The following is a 16939-nucleotide window of genomic DNA, read 5'->3' as shown; positions in this document are numbered from 1 at the left end:
AACTGCCTGGCGGCTATGTGCCGTGGCGGGCAACCGCCAGTTCAGGCAGCGGGGTTGAGGGCGTCGTACCGGCGGAAGCCGCGCCCGTACAGGGCAAGGACACCGATCGCGAGCACACAGGCGATTCCGCCACCGGTGATGGCGACGGCTGGGGAGGTGAGATCGGCGACCGAACCGGCGAGGAAGTCGCCGAGCCGCGGTCCGCCCGCGACGACCACGATGAAGACGCCCTGGAGCCGGCCGCGCATCTCGTCCGGGGCCGCGACCTGCATCATCGTGTTGCGGAAGATCATGGAGACGGTGTCGGAGTAGCCGGCGAGAGCGAGCAGGAGCAGCCCGAGCCAGAGGTTGCGGGTGAGCCCGAAGACGGCGATCGCGGTGCCCCAGCAGGCGACGGCGAGCAGGATCGCCTGTCCGTGGTGCCGGATGCGTCCCTGCCATCCGCTGAGCACCCCGCCGAGGAGCGCTCCGGCGGCGGGGGCGGCGGCGAGCAGTCCGGTGGTACGGGCGTCGCCGTCGTACCAGAGGACGGCGACGACGGGGAACAGCGCGCGGGGGTGGGCGAGGATCATCGCGCAGAAGTCCGAGAAGAACGTCATGCGCAGGTTGGGCCGGGTGGCGAGGAAGCGCAGCCCGTCGAGGACGGAGGCCCTCTTGGCGCCGGCCCGCTCGGGGAGCATGGAGGGCAACCGCCACATCGCGTACAGCGCGGCGGAGAAGGCGACGGCGTCGACGAGGTACGCGGTCTGGTAACCGGCCACGCCGACGATGAGGCCGCCGAGGCTCGGGCCGACGAGCGTCCCGAAGGTCGTGGTCATCGAGTTGAGCGCATGGGCGGCGCGCAGCTGCTCGGGCGGCAGCAGGCGCGGGATCATCGAGCTCCGGGCGGGCGAGTTGAGCGCGGCGCAGACGGACTGCAGGGCCACGATCGCGTACAGGAACCAGACCCGGTGGAAGCCGGCGAACGCGGCCGCGGCGAGGGCGGCGGACAGGACGGCGGAGCCGGTGGCGCTGGCGAGCCCGAGCTTGCGGCGGTCGACGGTGTCCGCGATCGCGCCGCCGTACAGACCGAAGACGATCAGTGGGACGAGGGAGAAGAGGCCCACGAGGCCGACGGAGAACGGCGAGCGGGTGATCTCGTACACCTGGAGCGAGACCGCGAGCGCGGTCATGCCCTGGCCGACCCAGGAGACGGTGTTGCCGAACCACAGTCGGCGGTAGTGCGCGGAGGTCCGGAGCGGGGTCAGGTCCGCGAAGACCCGGCGGCGTTCCGTCTGTTCGGTGGCGCTCACGCGACGTCGAACCGGAGCTCGGGCCTGGCCCAGTGGATCCGTCCGGCGGGCGGGACGGTGCCGATGCGGCGGGCTCCGGTACGGAGGTAGAAGTCCTCGGCGGGCGGATGCGCGACCACCCGTATGGACGTGAGCCCGGCGGCGCGGGCCTGCCCGATCATGTGCTCCATCAGCAGCCGCCCGACGCCGCGCCCCTGGGCGTCGTCGGCGACGAAGGCGAGGTCGAGCTCGGCCTCGTCGAGCAGCAGCGCGTAGAACCCGAGCACACGCTGCCGCTCGTCGACGGCGACGAAGACGGGGTGGTGCTCGATGTACGTCCCTCCGACGACATAGCCGTCGACCATGGAGGCGTAGTCACCACGGTAGGCGGCGGATTTCCGGACGAGCTGAGTCAGACGCCGCGAGTCGTCGGCGGTGGCCCGCCGGAGCGTGAGGGAGGACATGGATCGAGTATAGGGGCGGTACACGGATTGAGTCCTTACAATTTTCTCCCCGCACCGGCCCACCCCCGTTGTGGGCAATCGTCCCGCGTGGGGGTCCCCCCGGGGCGAAGCCCCAGGGGGAGGGGCGGGTGAGCACAACCCACGAGAACGGCGCCGTTACGGGACCCGTGCCCCGCGCGCCTCGCTCACGGCCGCCTCTGCCGCCAGGCCGGCCCCTCGCGCCAGGGCCGCCTCGAAGGGGGCATCGCCCAACAGGGCACGGGCCGCGGCGGCAACCCGCTCCACATCCCCCCGCTCCGCCTCCGGCAACGGCGCCCCCGTCGAGGCCCGCAGGGCCGACGCCGCGCCCAGCAGCACGGCCGCACCTTCGCCCCGCCCGGCAAGCGCATGCGCGCCGGCCAAACCCTCCAGCGCCAGCGCCACCGCCCGAGGATCCCCCGTCGTCAGCGCCGTCGCGTACCCCTCCTCCTGCAGCGCCAGCGCCGCATCCGCGTCGCCGCGCAGCTCGGCCACGAATCCCAGCTCGGCGAGGATCAGCGCGTTGGCTCCGTCGAGCCCGACCAGCCGGTGCCAGTCGAGGACCTCCCGGAGGTGCGCCTCGGCCTCCTCCAGGAGGCCCTCGCGGCGGGCGCCGAGACCGAGGCCGAGGACCGCGTTGATCTCGCCCGCCCGGAAGCCGACCTCGACGGCCTTCTCCCGGCCCGCCCGGTGGTACGCACGGGCCTGTGCCAGATCCCCCATGAGCAGCGCGGTCCGGCCGAGGCCCGACAGCAGATCGGGCACGTCGGTGGTCAGCCCGAAGCTCTGGGCCGCGTCCAGGGCGGCGCGCCTGAGCCGGGCGGCCCGCTCGTACTCGCCGCGGATCTCCGCGACCGTGGCCAGCGGGTAGACGGACCAGAGCGCCGCGCACGCGTCGCCGAGCCGCGCGAACAGCTCGGCGCCCGAGGCGGCGTCGGCCTCCGCGCCGGCCAGGTCCCCTCTGAGGAGCCGCTGGACGGACCGGTCCGCGAGCGCTGCGGCCTCACCCCACCGGTCGCCCTGTTCCCGGAACCCTTCGAGTGCCTCCCCGGTGAGCTCCTCGCCCTCGCTCTGCCCTCCGGTGCCGCACAGCGCGTGGGCCAGGAACCACCGCGGCCAAGGGGTGGGCACCCCACCGGGCGTCGCCGCGTCGTACACCGCGAGCGCCTTCTCGATCCGCTGCCGCCGGTCGGTCCCGTCGCCGCTCATGACCGTCAGACCGGTCCGCCAGACCTCGACCCTGGCGCGCAGCCGGGCGTCACCGCCGTCCGTCCCGAGGGCCGCGGTCACCGAGCGGATCGCCTCGCCGAGCCGCCCGCCCCGGATCCAGTACCAGCCGAGCGCGTCCACGAGCCCCAGCGCTTCCCGCGCCGCGCCCTGCTGCACCGCCCGTTCCAGGGCGGCCCGCAGGTTCGCGCTCTCGGCGTCCAGGCGCGCCAGCCACTCCCGCTGCCCGTGCCCGCGCAGTTCCGGTTCGGCCGTCCGGGCGAGGCGCGTGTAGTACGCGAGGTGCCGTTCTCGTACGGCCCTGGTCTCGTCCGCCTCCCGCATCCGCTCCAGGCAGTACGCCGCGACGGATTCGAGCAGCCGGTAGCGGGGCCCGTCCTTGCCGTCCACGGTGACGACGAGCGAGCGGTCCACCAGCCGTACGAGCAGGTCGAGTACGTCCTCGGGTGCCACCTCCCCGCCCGCGCAGACCTCCTCCGCGGCCTCCGGAGTGCAACCTTCCGCATGCACGGCGAGGCGCCGCAGGACGGCGCGCTCGGGGTCGGGCAGCAGCTCCCAGCTCCAGTCGATGACCGCCCGAAGCGTCTGCTGCCGGGCCGGCGCGCCCCGCTGTCCGGCGCTGAGCAGCCGGAACCGGTCGTCGAGCCGTTCGAGCAGCCGGTGCACGCCGAGCGCCCGCACGCGAGTGGCGGCCAGCTCCAGCGCGAGGGGCACACCGTCGAGGCGACGGCAGATGCCCTCCACGGCGGCGGTCTGGGCTTCGTCCGGTGCGAAGCCGGGCGCCGAGGCGGCCGCCCGCGCGACGAACAGCTCGACCGCCCCGGCGAGATCGAGCGGCGGCACCGCCCACAGCGTCTCCCCGGCCAGGGCCAGGGGCTCCTGGCTGGTCGTCAGCACCACCAGGTCGGGAACGGCGCGCAGCAGCAGCTCCGTCAGCGCGGCCGCCTCGTCGATCACATGCTCGCAGTTGTCGAGGACGAGCAGCATCCGCTTGCCCCTCAGGACGGCGGCGAGGCGCTCCGCACCGCTCGGTGTCCGTCCCGCCTCGGGTCGTATGCCCCACACTCCGTCGTCGCGCAGCTCCATGGCCGCGGCGACGACCTCCGCCAGCTCGCCGCGCGCACCGGCGAGTTCGACCAGCCACACCCCGTCGGGGAACAGCTCCCGCGCCTGCCCGGCGGCCTCCACGGCCAACCGCGTCTTGCCGACACCACCGGGCCCGGTGAGCGTGACGAGCCGCCGTCCGGCGAGCAGCTCCCGGATCTCCTCCACGGCGGCCCCGCGCCCGACGAGCTCGCTGATGGCCACGGGCAGATTGCCGTGCGCCTCACCCCGGCGGGTATCGCCGTACGTGGCGTCCTGGGCCGTCGCCGAGCCCGCAGGTGAGAGCGAGGCCGGATCCCGTACGGCGCCCTCGCGCGTCGAGGCCGCGACCTCGACGGGCCGACGGCCTCCGCCCGCGCCCTCGGCGGCCGCCTCGGCCCGTACCGCGTCCAGCGCGGGATCCTGGCGGAGCACCGCCCGCTGGAACTCGACCAGTTCCGGGCTCGGGTCTAGGCCCAGGTCCTCCGCGAGGCGGAAGCGCAGCTCCTCGTACCCCGCCAGCGCCTCGCTCTGCCGGCCGGAGCGGTAGAGCGCGCGCAGTTGCACGGCACGCAGCCGCTCGCGCAGGGGGTACCGCTCGACGAGCTCGGCCAACTCCCCCACCAGGAGCGCGTGTTCTCCGGCCGCGAGGCGCGCTTCGGCCGCCTCCTCGTGGACGACGAGGCGCTCCTCCTCAAGGCGGTTCACGGCGGCCCGGGTGAACGGCTCGTCCGCGAAGTCCGCGAACGCGGGCCCGCGCCAGACCTCAAGGGCCTCGGCGAACAGCACGGCCCGTCGCCCAGGGTCGGGTACGGCACGGGCGCGGGCGGCGAGTTCGGCGAACCGGTCCGCGTCCAAGGCGCCTTCGGGCAGCGCCAGTTGATAGCCGGGAGCGCGGGAGGCCAGCAGATCACGGCCGCCCGGTTCGGCCTCCTCCAGGACGCGCCGCAGCTGGGAGACCTTCGCCTGAAGCGCGCGCAGCGGATTGCCTGGCGGTTCCTCGCCCCACAGGTCGTCGACGAGACGGTGGGTGGCGACCGGCCGGGCCGTGTCGACGAGCAGGGAGGCGAGCAGGGCGCGCACCTTGAGCTCCGGTACCCGGACGAGCCGTCCGTCCTCGGTCCAGACGGCCGTCTCCCCCAGCACCCCGAATCGCATGGGCTCACCGTAACTCCCCGCCCGAACCGGGCCCGAACAAGACCCGAACCGAACCCGAACCTCCGGCACGCAGAGTCTTCCTCGTCAGCACGACACACCACCACCGAGGAGACTCCGATGGCCCGCTCCACCACCCTCACCGGCAGGACCGCACTCGTCACCGGCGGCAGCCGCGGCATCGGCCGCGCGATCGCCCTGCGCCTGGCCGCCGACGGCGCCCGCGTCGCCGTCCACTACGCGAACAACGAGGCCGCCGCGAAGGAGACGGTCGCCGCGATCGAGGAGGCCGGCGGTTCCGCCTTCGCCATCCGCACCGAACTGGGCGTGCCCGGGGACGCCGAGGCGCTCTGGAAGACCTACGACGAGCACGCCGACGGCGTCGACATCCTGGTCAACAACGCCGGAATCGCCGGCCCCGGCACGATCGACGAGGTCGAGGAGGCCGACTACGACCGGGTCTTCGCGGTCAACGCCAAGGCGCCGTTCTTCATCGTCAAGCACGGCCTCGGCCGGCTGCGCGACGGCGGCCGGATCATCAACATCTCCTCCGGCGTCACGAAGGTCGCCTTCCCCGGTATGACCTCGTACGCCGCCTCCAAGGGCGCGGTCGAGGTGCTGACCCTGACCCTCGCCCAGACCCTCGGCGCCCGCGGCATCACCGTCAACGCGGTCTCCCCCGGCACGATCGAGACCGACATCCACCCGTGGATGGCCGACCCGGCCGCCAAGGCGCACGCCGCCGGCTTCTCCGTCTTCGGCCGGGTCGGTCAGCCGGGGGACGTGGCCGACGTGGTCGGCTTCCTCGCCTCGGACGACGCCCGTTGGGTGACCGGCCAGAACATCGACGCGAGCGGCGGCTCCGGCCTCGGACTCTGACTCCCGACCGGCCCCCTTTCCGAAGAAGCCCCCGAAGACCTCACGAAGGACGCCCTCATGCCCCGCCACACCCTCCTCGTCCACGCCCACCCCCGTACCGACTCCCTCACCTCACAGGTCGCCGATCTCCTCCACGCCCGGCTGAAGGACGGGGGTGGGACCGTCGACGTGCTCGATCTGTACGCCGAGGGCTTCGACCCCGTCCTCCGGCCGGCCGACGAACCGGACTGGGAGAACCGGGAGAAGGTGTACTCCCCCGAGGTGCACGCCCATATGGACCGCATCCTGGCGGCCGACGACATCGTGATCGTCTTCCCGGTGTGGTGGATGGCGCCGCCCGCGGTCCTCAAGGGCTGGATCGACCGGGTGTGGAACTACGGCTTCGCGTACGGGCGCAGCAAGCCCCGCCTGGCCTCGAAGCGGATGCTGTGGCTGGCCCTGATGGGCAGCCCGTCGGAGGAGATCGAGCGTCTGGGCCTGTCCACCCTCCTGGAGACCCAATTGCGGCTCGGTGTCTCGGAGTACTGCGGGATCACGGACTCGGCCGTCCGGGTCGTGTACGGCACCGAGCTGTCCGGCGTGCCGAAGGACCTGCGCCCGGAGCGGGTGCGGCAGCTCCTCGCGGACGCCGGTGCGGCCCTGGAAGGAGCGCTGCCGCGATGACCACGACCCAGGTGTCGACGTCCTCCGAGGCGCCGCCGGCGAAGGCCGGCGCCCGCCAGTGGCTCGGCCTCGCCGTGCTGCTCCTCCCCGTGACCCTGATGACGGCCGACCTCGGCGTGCTGTGGCTCGCCACCCCGTACCTGGCGGCCGATCTGCGGCCGAGCAGCGCCCAGTTGCTGTGGATCACCGACATCTACGGCTTCCTCACCGCGGGCACCCTGGTCATCATGGGCACGCTCGGCGACCGCCTCGGCCGGCGGCGGCTGCTGATGGTGGGCTCGGCGGGCTTCCTGCTGGCCTCGCTGCTCGCCGCGTACGCCCCGAACCCGGAGACGCTGATCGCGGCCCGCGCCCTGCTGGGCGTGGCGGGGGCCGCCGTCCTGCCCTCCACGCTCGCCCTGATCAGCCATATGTTCACCGACGCGCGGCAGCGGGCGACCGCCATCGCGATGTGGGTGACCGCGCTGTCGGTCGGTCTTGCGATCGGCCCGATCGTGGGCGGGGTGCTGTTGGCGTCCTGGTGGTGGGGTTCGGTGTTCCTGATCGGTCTGCCGGTGATGCTGATCGCCCTGGTCACGGCGCCGGTGCTGCTGCCGGAGTACCGCGATCCGGGAGCCGGCCGGATCGATGTGCCGAGTGTGGCGCTCTTCCTGCTGGCGGTCCTGCCGCTGGTGTACGGCGTGAAGTCGGTGGCCTCGCACGGCCCGACGGCGGAGGCGGCCGTGGCCTTCGCCGGAGGCGTCGCCCTCACCCTGCTCTTCGTCCGCCGCCAGAACCGGCTGACGACCCCGCTCCTCGATCTGCGGCTCTTCCGCGACCGCGCCTTCACGGGGGCGCTGCTCACCCTGCTGCTCGGCATGACCGCGCTGAACGGAGTGGAGTACCTGGTCCCCCAGTACCTCCAGGCGGTGGCCGGCCGGTCGCCGCTGGAGGCCGGCCTGTGGCTGCTGCCGGGCGCGGTGGGGCTGATCGCCGGTTCGCAGCTGACCCCGCCGCTCGCCCGCCGCGTCCGCCCGGCGTACGTCCTGATCGGCGGCCTGCTGGTCTCGCTGACCGGGTACGCGGCGATCGCCCTGGCCTCCGGGGCGGGCGTGGCCTCCCTGGGCCTCGCGGTGATCATGTTCGGGGCCGCCCCGATCAGTGTCCTCGGCACGTCCCTGGCGGTCGGCGCGGCTCCGCCGGAGAAGGCGGGCGCGGCGGCGGCGACCGGTCAGACGGCGTACGACCTGGGCCTGGCCCTGGGGATCGCGGTGACCGGCAGCGTGGCGGTCGCGGTCTACCGGAGCGGTATCCCGGGCGACGCCCCGGCCGCGGCGCGCGAGTCCCTGGGCGCGGCGAGCGCCGTGGCCGACGAGGGTCTCCTCGCGACGGCCCGGGAGTCGTTCACGACGGCTCTGCAGTCGGCGTCGGCGCTGAGCGCGGGCTTCGCGCTGCTGACGGCGGTGCTGGTGGCGGTGCTGCTGCGGAAGGTACCGAGGATCACCTCGGGCGACTAGGGCCTGTCCGGCGGATCAGGGTCGGACAAGGCCCTGGCCCTCACATCGGACGGGCAGGGCCTGTCCTGCGGATCCGGCCGGGCGTGCGCCGCCCGACCGGATCCGCAGGACAGGCCCTTTCGCGTGCTCCTACTCGCAGGCCATCAGGTCGTCCGGGTCGACGCTGTCGAGCCGGGCGGCCAGTTCGTCGAGCCGGGCCCGCAGGCCACGGATCTCGTCCAGCTCCATCCCGGTCGCGGCGGCGATCCGCTTCGGCACCCCGAGGGCCTTCTCCCGCAGCGCCGCCCCCGCCTCGGTGGGTCGCGCGGTCACCGACCGCTCGTCCTCCGCGCTGCGTCGCCGCTCGACGTATCCGGCCGCCTCCAGCCGCTTGAGCAGCGGCGACAGCGTGCCCGAGTCCAGCCTCAGCCGCTCCCCGATCCCCTTCACCGGCAGCTCACCGTGTTCCCAGAGCACCAGCATCACCAGGTACTGGGGATAGGTGAGCCCCAGCTCCTTGAGCGCGCCGCGGTAGACGCCGTTGAAGGCGCGGGTGGCGGCGTGCAGCGAGAAGCAGATCTGGTGGTCGAGGCGGAGGAAGTCCTCGTCCCGGGTCGTGTCGAGCGTCTCCATGGCTCCAGGGTACGGGACACTCCATCGCAAGCCATTGAGTTGTGCACAACTGAATTGCACGCTACCTTCGTGACTGCACCCCGACCGTGAACGGAAACGAGGACCCATGAACGCGATCTACACCGCCGTCGCCACCGCCAACGGCCGCGAGGGCCGCGCCGTCAGCTCCGACGGCCACATCGACCTCCCGCTCGCCCACCCCCAGGCCCTCGGCGGCAACGGCCAGGGCACCAACCCCGAGCAGCTCTTCGCCGCCGGCTACGCGGCCTGCTTCGCGAGCGCCATGGGCCTGGTGGCACGCCAGGAGAAGATCGACATCGCGGACGCCTCGATCACCGCCGAGGTCTCCATCGGCAAGGACGAGACGGACGGCGGCTTCGGCCTCGCGGTCGTCATGCGCGCCGAGTTCCCCGACCACCTCCAGGGCGAGCCGGGCCGTGAGCTCCTCGAGAAGACCCACGCGTTCTGCCCGTACTCCAAGGCCACGCGCGGCAACATCCAGGTCGAGCTCGTCATCGAGTAGCAGCGGGAATCCGCCGTCCGGGCGACGGCACGAAAATGCCCCCGGCGTGTCGTACGTGTCGTACGTCACGCCGGGGGCATTGTTGTCGCCAGGCATCTCCACCCAGGTGGAAACGTTCCTGCTGTGCGACCCCGGTGGGGCGGGTGGGACTCGAACCCACGGCCGACGGATTATGAGTCCGCTGCTCTAACCGGCTGAGCTACCGCCCCTAACGGTGTGGCGCGTACATGTGTGCGCGCCGTCTGCCGCAGCATAGCCGCTCATACGATCTCCTGCTCCGGATGGTCGGCACTGCCGCGCGCTGCTCGACCAAGAGGACTCCGCAGCGTGGCGCATGGTTCCCGGACATAAGAAAAAGGACCCCGAAGGGTCCTCTTTCCTCTGCTCCCCCGGCTGGACTCGAACCAGCAACCCTCCGGTTAACAGCCGAATGCTCTGCCAATTGAGCTACAGGGGATCGCGCTCCCCCGACTGGACTCGAACCAGTAACCTGCCGGTTAACAGCCGGCTGCTCTGCCAATTGAGCTACAGGGGATTGCTGCGGTTGCACCGAACGTACCCACCTCGGGTGTTCCGGGCGGCGCTCGCTCGCTGCGACACATACATTAGCGCAAGCAGGGGGGTGCTCCGCCAATCGGTATGCCCTGGGCGCTCGTGGGCACCAGTGAAGCATCAGGGAAGCTCAAGGGAAGGGTGGTGCCGCCGTGCGGTACAAGCTGACGTTCGTCGTGGGTCTGGCCCTTGGTTACGTCATCGGCACGCGGGCCGGACGTGAGCGCTACGAACAGCTGAAGAAGTCCGCGAAGGAGATCCGCCAGAACCCGGCGGTGCGCAACGCCGCCGAGTCCGCGGCCCACACCGGGCGCGAGGTCGCCGGCAAGGCGTTCCACGCCGTGAGCGACAAGGTCGGCGACAAGCTGCCCGCGTCGGTCACCGACCGGATCCACGCGCTGCGCGGTCACAACGGCCAGGTCACCGAGGACGACTGGGGTGTGAGCAACACCTGAGCCGCATCTGAGCCGCGCTGTCCCACCGTGCCCGGGCGCTCGAAAACGCGTCTCCTACCCCGCACGCGCTCCACCTACTCCCCCGCGTGCGGCAGAATCTTCTGTCATGGGGATAGTCGCCGGCTTGGACAGCTCTGCTGAGTTCACACGCATCGTCGTCTGCGACGCGGACACGGGTGCCGTACTGCGGCAGGGGTACGCCCCGCATCCCGGTGAGCCGAAGGCCTCCGACGTCGACCCGCAGGCGTGGCTGCTCTCGCTCGGCGAGGCCGCCGGCGGCGGGCTGCTCGAAGGGGTGCAGGCCATCGGGGTCTCCGCCCAGCAGCACGCGCTCGTGCCCCTGGACCCACAGGGCGCTCTCGTACGGCCCGCGATGGTCGGCAACGACAAGCGGGCGCAGGTGGCCGCCGCCGATCTGATCGAGGCGTTCGGCGGGCGGCAGGCCTGGGCCGAGGCCGTCGGGTCCGTGCCGCAGTCCGGGCAGCCGGTCGCCAAGCTGCGCTGGCTGGCACGCTCCGAGCCGGAGAACGCCCAGCGCGTCGCGCTGCTCCTGCAGCCGCACGACTGGCTGGTCTGGCAGCTGCTCGGCCGGCCCGTGCGCCGCACCACCGACCGCGGCGCCGCCTCGGCCACCGGCTACTGGTCGGCCGGCTCCGGCGCGTACCGCCCCGACCTCGTCGAGCTGGCGCTCGGTCACCAGGCCGTGCTTCCGGAGGTGCTCGGCCCCGCCGACGCCGCCGGGACCACCCCCGAGGGGCTGCTGATCTCCGCCGGTACGGGCGAGACCATGGCCGCCGCGCTCGGGCTCGGCCTCGGGCACGGCGACGCCGTCGTCTCCCTCGGCGCCTCCGGCTCCGTGATGGCCGTGCACCACGAGGCGCTCGCCGACCCGCAGGGCCTGATCACCTCCTTCGCCGACGCGACCGGCATGCACCTGCCCGTCGTGCACACCTCCAACGCGGTGCGGGCGCTGCGCGGCACCGCCGAGATGCTGGGCGTGGAGAACCTGGAGGAGCTCTCGGCGCTGGCGCTCAAGTCGACGCCGGGCGCCTCCGGACTCGTCCTCCTGCCGTATCTGGAGGGCGAGCGCACCCCGCAGCTGCCGCACACGGCCGGCACGCTCAGCGGACTGCGCCGCGAGTCGATGAAGCCCGAGCACCTCGCGCGGGCCGCGTTCGAGGGGATGCTCTGCTCGCTCACCGACGCGATGGACGTGCTGCGCGGGCGGGGGGTCGAGGTGCGCCGCGTGTTCCTGCTCGGCGCCGCGGCCGAGCTGCCCGCCGTGCAGGCGATGGCTCCGGCGATCTTCGGTGCGCAGGTCGTCGTCCCGCAGCCGGCGGACTACGCGGCGCTCGGCGCCGCCCGGCAGGCCGCGTGGGCGCTCGGTGTCTCGCAGGGCAAGCTCTCGCCGGCCGCTCCCCCGGCCTGGCAGGGCGCCGCCGCCCAGGTGTTCGAGGCCGGCGAGGAGCTGGCGGTGGGTCAGGCCGTACGGCAGCAGTACGTGGCCACGCGGGAGCAGACCCACCCGGGCGCGTTCGGTGCTTAGCCGAACGCATTCGGCTGGTAGCGGAGTCCGTTCAAGACTCGACAAAACCCGGTCGTAACGTCGTGGGGGCGCGGGCGATAGTAGAACCCGTGCTCCTACGACTTCTCCGAACTCACCTTCGACCGTACAAGAAGCCCATCGGCCTGCTGGTGCTGCTGCAGTTCCTGCAGACCTGCGCCTCCCTCTACCTGCCGACCCTGAACGCGGACATCATCGACAACGGTGTCGTGAACGGGGACACCGGCTACATCCTGCGGTTCGGCGCCCTGATGATCGCGGTCTCCGTGGTCCAGGTCGTCTGCAACATCGGGGCCGTGTACTACGGAGCGCGGACCGCCTCCGCCCTCGGCCGGGACGTGCGCGCCGCCGTCTTCGAGCGGGTGCAGTCCTTCTCCGCCCGGGAGGTCGGGCAGTTCGGCGCGCCGTCGCTGATCACCCGGACCACCAACGACGTCCAGCAGGTCCAGATGCTGGTCCTGATGGCGTTCACGCTCATGGTCTCCGCACCCATCATGTGCGTCGGCGGCATCGTCATGGCGCTGAGTCTCGACGTGCCGCTGTCCGCGGTGCTGATCGCGGTCGTGCCGATCCTCGGCGTCGCGGTCTCGCTGATCGTGAAGAAGATGCGGCCGCTGTTCCGGACCATGCAGGAGCGACTCGACACCGTGAACCGGGTGCTGCGCGAGCAGATCACCGGCAACCGCGTGATCCGCGCGTTCGTGAAGGACGACTACGAGCGCGAGCGGTTCAAGGGCTCGAACACCGAGCTGACCGACGTCTCGATGGCGACCGGCCGGCTGATGGCGCTGATGTTCCCGACCGTGATGACGGTCGTGAACGTGTCGTCGATCGCGGTGGTCTGGTTCGGTGCGCACCGCATCGACAGCGGCGGGATGCAGATCGGGGCGCTGACCGCGTTCCTCGCCTACCTGATGCAGATCGTGATGGCCGTGATGATGGCCACCTTCATGTTCATGATGGTGCCGCGGGCCGAGGTGTGCGCCGAGCGGATCGAGGAAGTGCTGGCCACCGGGAGCAGTGTCGTGCCGCCGGCCGAGCCGGTGACCGAGCTGGGGCGGCGCGGCCATCTGGAGGTCCGGGGCGCGGACTTCCGCTACCCGGGCGCCGAGGCGTCGGTCCTGCGGGACGTGGAGCTGGTGGCACGGCCCGGGGAGACGACGGCGATCATCGGTTCGACGGGCAGCGGGAAGTCGACCCTGCTGGGTCTGGTGCCGCGGCTGTTCGACGTGACCGGCGGCGAGGTGCTGGTCGACGGTGTGGACGTACGGAAGCTGGATCCCGGGCTGATGGCGCGGACCGTCGGGCTCGTCCCGCAGAAGCCGTACCTCTTCTCCGGGACGGTGGCGACGAACCTGCGGTACGGAAAGCCGGACGCGACCGACGACGAGCTGTGGCACGCGCTGGAGGTCGCCCAGGCCGCCGACTTCGTGAAGAAGCTGGAGAACGGGCTGAACGCGCCGATCGCGCAGGGCGGCACGAACGTGTCCGGCGGACAGCGCCAGCGGCTGGCGATCGCGCGGACCCTGGTGCAGCGGCCGGAGATCTATCTCTTCGACGACTCGTTCTCCGCGCTCGACTACCAGACCGACGCCCTGCTGCGGGAGGCGCTCAAGGAGGAGACGGCGGACTCGACCGTCGTGATCGTCGCCCAGCGGGTGTCGACCATCCGTGACGCCGACCGCATCGTGGTCCTCGACGAGGGCCGGGTCGTGGGCACCGGGCGCCATCACGAGCTGATGGCGGGCAATGAGACGTACCGGGAGATCGTGCTCTCCCAGCTGACCGAGGCGGAGGCAGCCTGATGGCCGGTCCTGGCGGACGAATGATGGCCGGTGGCGGCCCCGACCAGCGGTCGATGGACTTCAAGGGCTCGGGCAAACGGCTGCTCAAACAGCTCGCGCCCGAGCGGGGCGCGCTGTGGCTGATGCTGATCGCCGGTGTGCTCAGCGTGGCCGCCTCCGTGGTCGGTCCGAAGATCCTCGGCAAGGCGACCGACCTGGTCTTCGCGGGTGTCGTCGGACGCGAGATGCCCGAGGGCACCACGAAGGCGCAGCAGATCGAGCAGCTGCGGGCGGCGGGCGACGGCGGGATGGCCGACATGCTGTCCGGGGTCGACTTCACCCCCGGGCAGGGCATCGACTTCACGGCGGTCGGGGAGGTGCTGCTGTGGGTGCTGATCATCTACGTGGCGGCCGGACTCCTCATGCTGGTCTCGACCCGGATGTCGATCAAGGTGATCAACCGGACGGTCTACCGGATGCGCGAGGACGTGCAGGCGAAGCTGGCGCGGCTGCCGCTGTCGTACTTCGACAAGGCCAAGCGCGGCGAGGTCCTGAGCCGGGCGACCAACGACATCGACAACATCTCCCAGACGCTCCAGCAGTCGATGGGGCAGCTGATCAACTCGCTGCTCACCATCGTCGGCGTCCTGGCGATGATGTTCTGGATCTCACCGCTGCTCGCGCTGGTCGCGCTGGTGACCGTGCCGGTGTCGGTGGTCGTGGCCACGAAGATCGGCAAGCGTTCGCAGCCGCACTTCGTGCAGCAGTGGAGGTCCACGGGCAAGCTCAACGCCCATGTGGAGGAGATGTACACCGGCCACGCGCTGGTGAAGGTCTTCGGGCGGCAGGACGAGTCGGCGGCCGACTTCCGCGAGCAGAACGAGGCGCTGTACGAGGCCGGGTTCAAGGCGCAGTTCAACAGCGGTGTCATGCAGCCGGTGATGTTCTTCGTCTCCAACATCAACTACGTGCTCGTCGCCGTGGTCGGCGGTCTGCGGGTCGCGAGCGGGACACTGTCGATCGGTGACGTCCAGGCGTTCATCCAGTACTCCCGACAGTTCTCGATGCCGCTGACGCAGGTCGCGTCGATGGCGAACCTGGTGCAGTCGGGCGTCGCCTCGGCCGAGCGGATCTTCGAGCTCCTGGACGCCGAGGAGCAGGCGCCGGACGCTCCTGCGAGGGAGATTCCCTCGGAGGCCCTGGGCAAGGTCGCGCTGGAGGAGGTGGCCTTCCGCTACGAGCCGGAGAAGCCGCTCATCGAGGACCTGTCGCTGACGGTCGAGCCCGGGCAGACGGTCGCGATCGTCGGTCCGACCGGCGCGGGCAAGACGACGCTGGTGAACCTGCTCATGCGGTTCTACGAGGTGACCGGCGGCCGGATCACCCTCGACGGCGTGGACGTCTCCACGATGTCCCGGGAGGACCTCCGGTCCGGGATCGGCATGGTCCTCCAGGACACCTGGCTGTTCGGCGGGACGATCGCCGACAACATCGCGTACGGCGCGTCCCGCGAGGTGTCCCGCGAGGAGATCGAGGAGGCGGCGCGGGCCGCGCACGCCGACCGCTTCATCCGGACCCTGCCCGACGGCTACGACACCGTCATCGACGACGAGGGCTCGGGCGTCAGCGCCGGCGAGAAGCAGCTGATCACCATCGCCCGGGCGTTCCTGTCCGACCCGGTGATCCTGGTCCTCGACGAGGCGACCAGCTCGGTCGACACCCGCACCGAGGTGCTGATCCAGAAGGCGATGGCACGCCTGTCCCATGGGCGTACGTCGTTCGTCATCGCGCACCGGCTCTCCACGATCCGGGACGCGGACGTGATCCTGGTGATGGAGAACGGTTCGATCGTGGAACAGGGCACGCACGACGAGCTGTTGGCGTCCGACGGGGCCTATGCCCGGCTGTACGCGGCGCAGTTCGCCCAGGCCGTCGCCGAAGTGGACTGAGCTGTGCGGAAGAAGTGAAGGAGAAGTGATCGACGTGCGGTGATCCATGCCGCATCATGATCGGCATGGGTCACATAGCCAATGGCTTCTGGATGCCGTCGGTCAGGCTGCGGGTGGGCGTGCCAGGTGTCGAACTCGCCGCGCTGCTGCTCGACTCCTTCGGCCGGGTGCGCGGGGACGCCGACATGGTCTTCCACGGGCAACCCGAGCATCCGTCGGGAGCGGTACGGCACGGGTTCTCGGGCCTGGAGCTCGATCTGAACGTGGTCGAGGCGGCGGTCGAGCGGATCGTCGTCGCCGGCTCGGCGGAGGGCGGCGTCCTGGAGGCGGTCGCCCCGGACGGGTCGACCGTCGTCTCGTACACGGTGACGGACGCGGGGGGCGTGTCCGCGGTCGCCTTCGGGGAGTTCTTCCGGGAGTCGGGCGGCTGGAAGTTCGGGGCGCTGGGGCAGGGGTACGGCTCCGGGCTCGCCAGCCTTGTCCAGGCGTACGGCGTCGAGGTGGCGGAGGACGAGCCCGCCGCGGCCGCCTCCGGGCCGGTCCCCCTGACCGGGGTGGTGAAGGTGCCGGGGCAGGCTCCGCCCGTGGACGGGGAGCCGGTGCTCGGGGGGCCCTTCCCGCCGCCGGACCGGGAGTACCGCCTCGTCGAGGGCTGGGAGTTCGGTCCGGTCTTCGAGCCGTTCACCGCCGAGGGGGAGGGCGACCAGGTGATCACCGTCGACACCCATGTCCCGGGCGGGCCGGTGCTCGTCGAGGTCGCGCACGAGGGCGAGGGGTACGTCTCCCTGTATCCGCTCGACGCGCGGAACAAGGACGGGGACTTCATCTTCGCCTCCCCACTGCCCGACTTCCGGGGCAGCAGGACCACCATGGCCCCCGGGAACCGACCGCTACGGTTCCGGATCACCGCCACGAACCGGTGGATCCTGCGGGTGAAGCCCCTCGCCGCCGCACGCCGGATGCAGGGAACGCTCCGGGGTTACGGCCCCGAGGTGCTCCTCCACACCGGCGGAACGGCCGATCTCCGGGTGGACTTCAAGGGCGGGCCGGACCGGGACGACGGCTACGTCAGCCTCTACTCCCATGAGGTCGCCGGACGCACGAAGTTCAAGGGGAGTGGGGACCTGCTGCTCAGCAAGAGCGGGGCGATGCGGCAGACGGTCCCGCTCCCGGAGGGTCCGGTGGTACTGGAGTACTACGCGGCCGGCGCGTGGGCACTGGGCGTCAAGGAGCTGGGCCACTAG

13 protein-coding genes and 3 tRNA genes are annotated in these 16939 nt (G+C 71.7%); 9 read left to right on the top strand and 7 right to left on the bottom strand.

Features of this window, described 5'->3' with window-relative positions; all coding sequences use genetic code 11:
• Nucleotides 1-41 precede the first annotated feature (41 nt).
• The 3 genes from ABZ939_RS03380 to ABZ939_RS03370 all read right to left on the bottom strand — a co-directional run bounded on the left by ABZ939_RS03380 (nucleotide 42) and on the right by ABZ939_RS03370 (nucleotide 5221).
• Complete coding sequence (locus tag ABZ939_RS03380; protein WP_361848537.1) at nucleotides 42-1292, bottom strand: MFS transporter; 1251 nt, start codon at nucleotides 1290-1292, stop codon at nucleotides 42-44.
• Nucleotides 1289-1735 carry a GNAT family N-acetyltransferase gene (locus ABZ939_RS03375; RefSeq protein WP_361848534.1) on the bottom strand — a complete coding sequence of 149 codons (447 nt, stop codon included), beginning with the start codon at nucleotides 1733-1735 and terminating at the stop codon, nucleotides 1289-1291. The genes ABZ939_RS03380 and ABZ939_RS03375 overlap by 4 nt, the downstream gene beginning before the upstream one ends.
• Nucleotides 1736-1891: 156 nt before the next feature.
• A complete protein-coding gene (locus ABZ939_RS03370) occupies nucleotides 1892-5221 on the bottom strand; it encodes a BTAD domain-containing putative transcriptional regulator (protein WP_361848531.1) in 3330 nt (1109 codons plus the stop codon).
• 117 nt (nucleotides 5222-5338) lie between these two features.
• Between ABZ939_RS03370 and ABZ939_RS03365 the strand changes: the two genes are divergently transcribed.
• From ABZ939_RS03365 to ABZ939_RS03355, 3 genes are read left to right on the top strand one after another with little or no spacing between them, the layout of a single operon-like run.
• Nucleotides 5339-6097 (top strand): SDR family oxidoreductase, encoded by a 759-nt coding sequence (locus tag ABZ939_RS03365; protein WP_361848528.1) that lies wholly within the window; start codon nucleotides 5339-5341, stop codon nucleotides 6095-6097.
• A 57-nt stretch (nucleotides 6098-6154) separates the two neighbouring features.
• On the top strand, nucleotides 6155-6760 hold the full coding sequence (locus tag ABZ939_RS03360) for an NAD(P)H oxidoreductase (RefSeq protein WP_361848525.1): 606 nt from the start codon (nucleotides 6155-6157) through the stop codon (nucleotides 6758-6760).
• Nucleotides 6757-8256, top strand: a complete 1500-nt coding sequence (locus ABZ939_RS03355; protein ID WP_361848522.1) for an MFS transporter — start codon at nucleotides 6757-6759, stop codon at nucleotides 8254-8256. The genes ABZ939_RS03360 and ABZ939_RS03355 overlap by 4 nt, the downstream gene beginning before the upstream one ends.
• Nucleotides 8257-8385: 129 nt before the next feature.
• On the opposite strand, the gene ABZ939_RS03350 is transcribed toward ABZ939_RS03355, so the two are convergent.
• Nucleotides 8386-8868 carry a MarR family transcriptional regulator gene (locus ABZ939_RS03350; protein WP_361848519.1) on the bottom strand — a complete coding sequence of 161 codons (483 nt, stop codon included), beginning with the start codon at nucleotides 8866-8868 and terminating at the stop codon, nucleotides 8386-8388.
• Between the two features lie 106 nt (nucleotides 8869-8974).
• Here ABZ939_RS03350 and ABZ939_RS03345 point away from each other — a divergent pair, with 106 nt between their 5' ends.
• Nucleotides 8975-9391, top strand: coding sequence for an organic hydroperoxide resistance protein (locus ABZ939_RS03345; RefSeq protein ID WP_361848516.1), 417 nt, complete (start codon nucleotides 8975-8977; stop codon nucleotides 9389-9391).
• A gap of 135 nt (nucleotides 9392-9526) precedes the next feature.
• On the opposite strand, the gene ABZ939_RS03340 is transcribed toward ABZ939_RS03345, so the two are convergent.
• The 3 genes from ABZ939_RS03340 to ABZ939_RS03330 all read right to left on the bottom strand — a co-directional run bounded on the left by ABZ939_RS03340 (nucleotide 9527) and on the right by ABZ939_RS03330 (nucleotide 9926).
• Nucleotides 9527-9600: transfer RNA gene (locus tag ABZ939_RS03340), tRNA-Ile, on the bottom strand.
• 175 nt (nucleotides 9601-9775) lie between these two features.
• Nucleotides 9776-9848 (bottom strand) — tRNA-Asn (locus tag ABZ939_RS03335).
• Nucleotides 9849-9853: 5 nt separating this feature from the next.
• Nucleotides 9854-9926, bottom strand: a tRNA-Asn gene (locus ABZ939_RS03330).
• 169 nt (nucleotides 9927-10095) lie between these two features.
• On the opposite strand from ABZ939_RS03330, the gene ABZ939_RS03325 reads away from it, so the two are divergent.
• The 5 genes from ABZ939_RS03325 (at nucleotide 10096) to ABZ939_RS03305 (ending at nucleotide 16939) form a co-directional block, all read left to right on the top strand.
• Entirely contained in the window at nucleotides 10096-10398 is a 303-nt protein-coding gene (locus ABZ939_RS03325) for a YtxH domain-containing protein (RefSeq protein ID WP_361848513.1), read from the top strand.
• Between the two features lie 106 nt (nucleotides 10399-10504).
• Nucleotides 10505-11944: an FGGY family carbohydrate kinase gene (locus tag ABZ939_RS03320; RefSeq protein ID WP_361848510.1), complete on the top strand. Its 1440-nt coding sequence runs from the start codon at nucleotides 10505-10507 to the stop codon at nucleotides 11942-11944.
• Nucleotides 11945-12033: 89 nt separating this feature from the next.
• Nucleotides 12034-13767, top strand: coding sequence for an ABC transporter ATP-binding protein (locus tag ABZ939_RS03315; RefSeq protein WP_361848506.1), 1734 nt, complete (start codon nucleotides 12034-12036; stop codon nucleotides 13765-13767).
• Nucleotides 13767-15695, top strand: coding sequence for an ABC transporter ATP-binding protein (locus ABZ939_RS03310; protein ID WP_361848503.1), 1929 nt, complete (start codon nucleotides 13767-13769; stop codon nucleotides 15693-15695). The genes ABZ939_RS03315 and ABZ939_RS03310 overlap by 1 nt, the downstream gene beginning before the upstream one ends.
• A gap of 65 nt (nucleotides 15696-15760) precedes the next feature.
• Nucleotides 15761-16939 (top strand): TerD family protein, encoded by a 1179-nt coding sequence (locus tag ABZ939_RS03305; protein WP_361848500.1) that lies wholly within the window; start codon nucleotides 15761-15763, stop codon nucleotides 16937-16939.

The sequence above is a fragment of the Streptomyces sp. NPDC046712 genome, from assembly GCF_040645695.1.
GTDB lineage: Bacteria > Actinomycetota > Actinomycetes > Streptomycetales > Streptomycetaceae > Streptomyces.
This window is presented reverse-complemented; position numbering and strand designations above follow the sequence as displayed.

What these genes read in the sequence shown, in the direction of transcription:
- ABZ939_RS03360 (WP_361848525.1), top strand. Translation starts at nt 6,155, where the DNA reads ATGCCCCGCCACACCCTCCTCGTCCACGCCCACCCCCGTACCGACTCC.
- ABZ939_RS03310 (WP_361848503.1), top strand. Translation starts at nt 13,767, where the DNA reads ATGGCCGGTCCTGGCGGACGAATGATGGCCGGTGGCGGCCCCGACCAG.
- ABZ939_RS03350 (WP_361848519.1), bottom strand. Translation starts at nt 8,868, where the DNA reads ATGGAGACGCTCGACACGACCCGGGACGAGGACTTCCTCCGCCTCGAC.
- ABZ939_RS03305 (WP_361848500.1), top strand. Translation starts at nt 15,761, where the DNA reads ATGGGTCACATAGCCAATGGCTTCTGGATGCCGTCGGTCAGGCTGCGG.
- ABZ939_RS03370 (WP_361848531.1), bottom strand. Translation starts at nt 5,221, where the DNA reads ATGCGATTCGGGGTGCTGGGGGAGACGGCCGTCTGGACCGAGGACGGA.
- ABZ939_RS03320 (WP_361848510.1), top strand. Translation starts at nt 10,505, where the DNA reads ATGGGGATAGTCGCCGGCTTGGACAGCTCTGCTGAGTTCACACGCATC.
- ABZ939_RS03375 (WP_361848534.1), bottom strand. Translation starts at nt 1,735, where the DNA reads ATGTCCTCCCTCACGCTCCGGCGGGCCACCGCCGACGACTCGCGGCGT.
- ABZ939_RS03355 (WP_361848522.1), top strand. Translation starts at nt 6,757, where the DNA reads ATGACCACGACCCAGGTGTCGACGTCCTCCGAGGCGCCGCCGGCGAAG.
- ABZ939_RS03365 (WP_361848528.1), top strand. Translation starts at nt 5,339, where the DNA reads ATGGCCCGCTCCACCACCCTCACCGGCAGGACCGCACTCGTCACCGGC.
- ABZ939_RS03345 (WP_361848516.1), top strand. Translation starts at nt 8,975, where the DNA reads ATGAACGCGATCTACACCGCCGTCGCCACCGCCAACGGCCGCGAGGGC.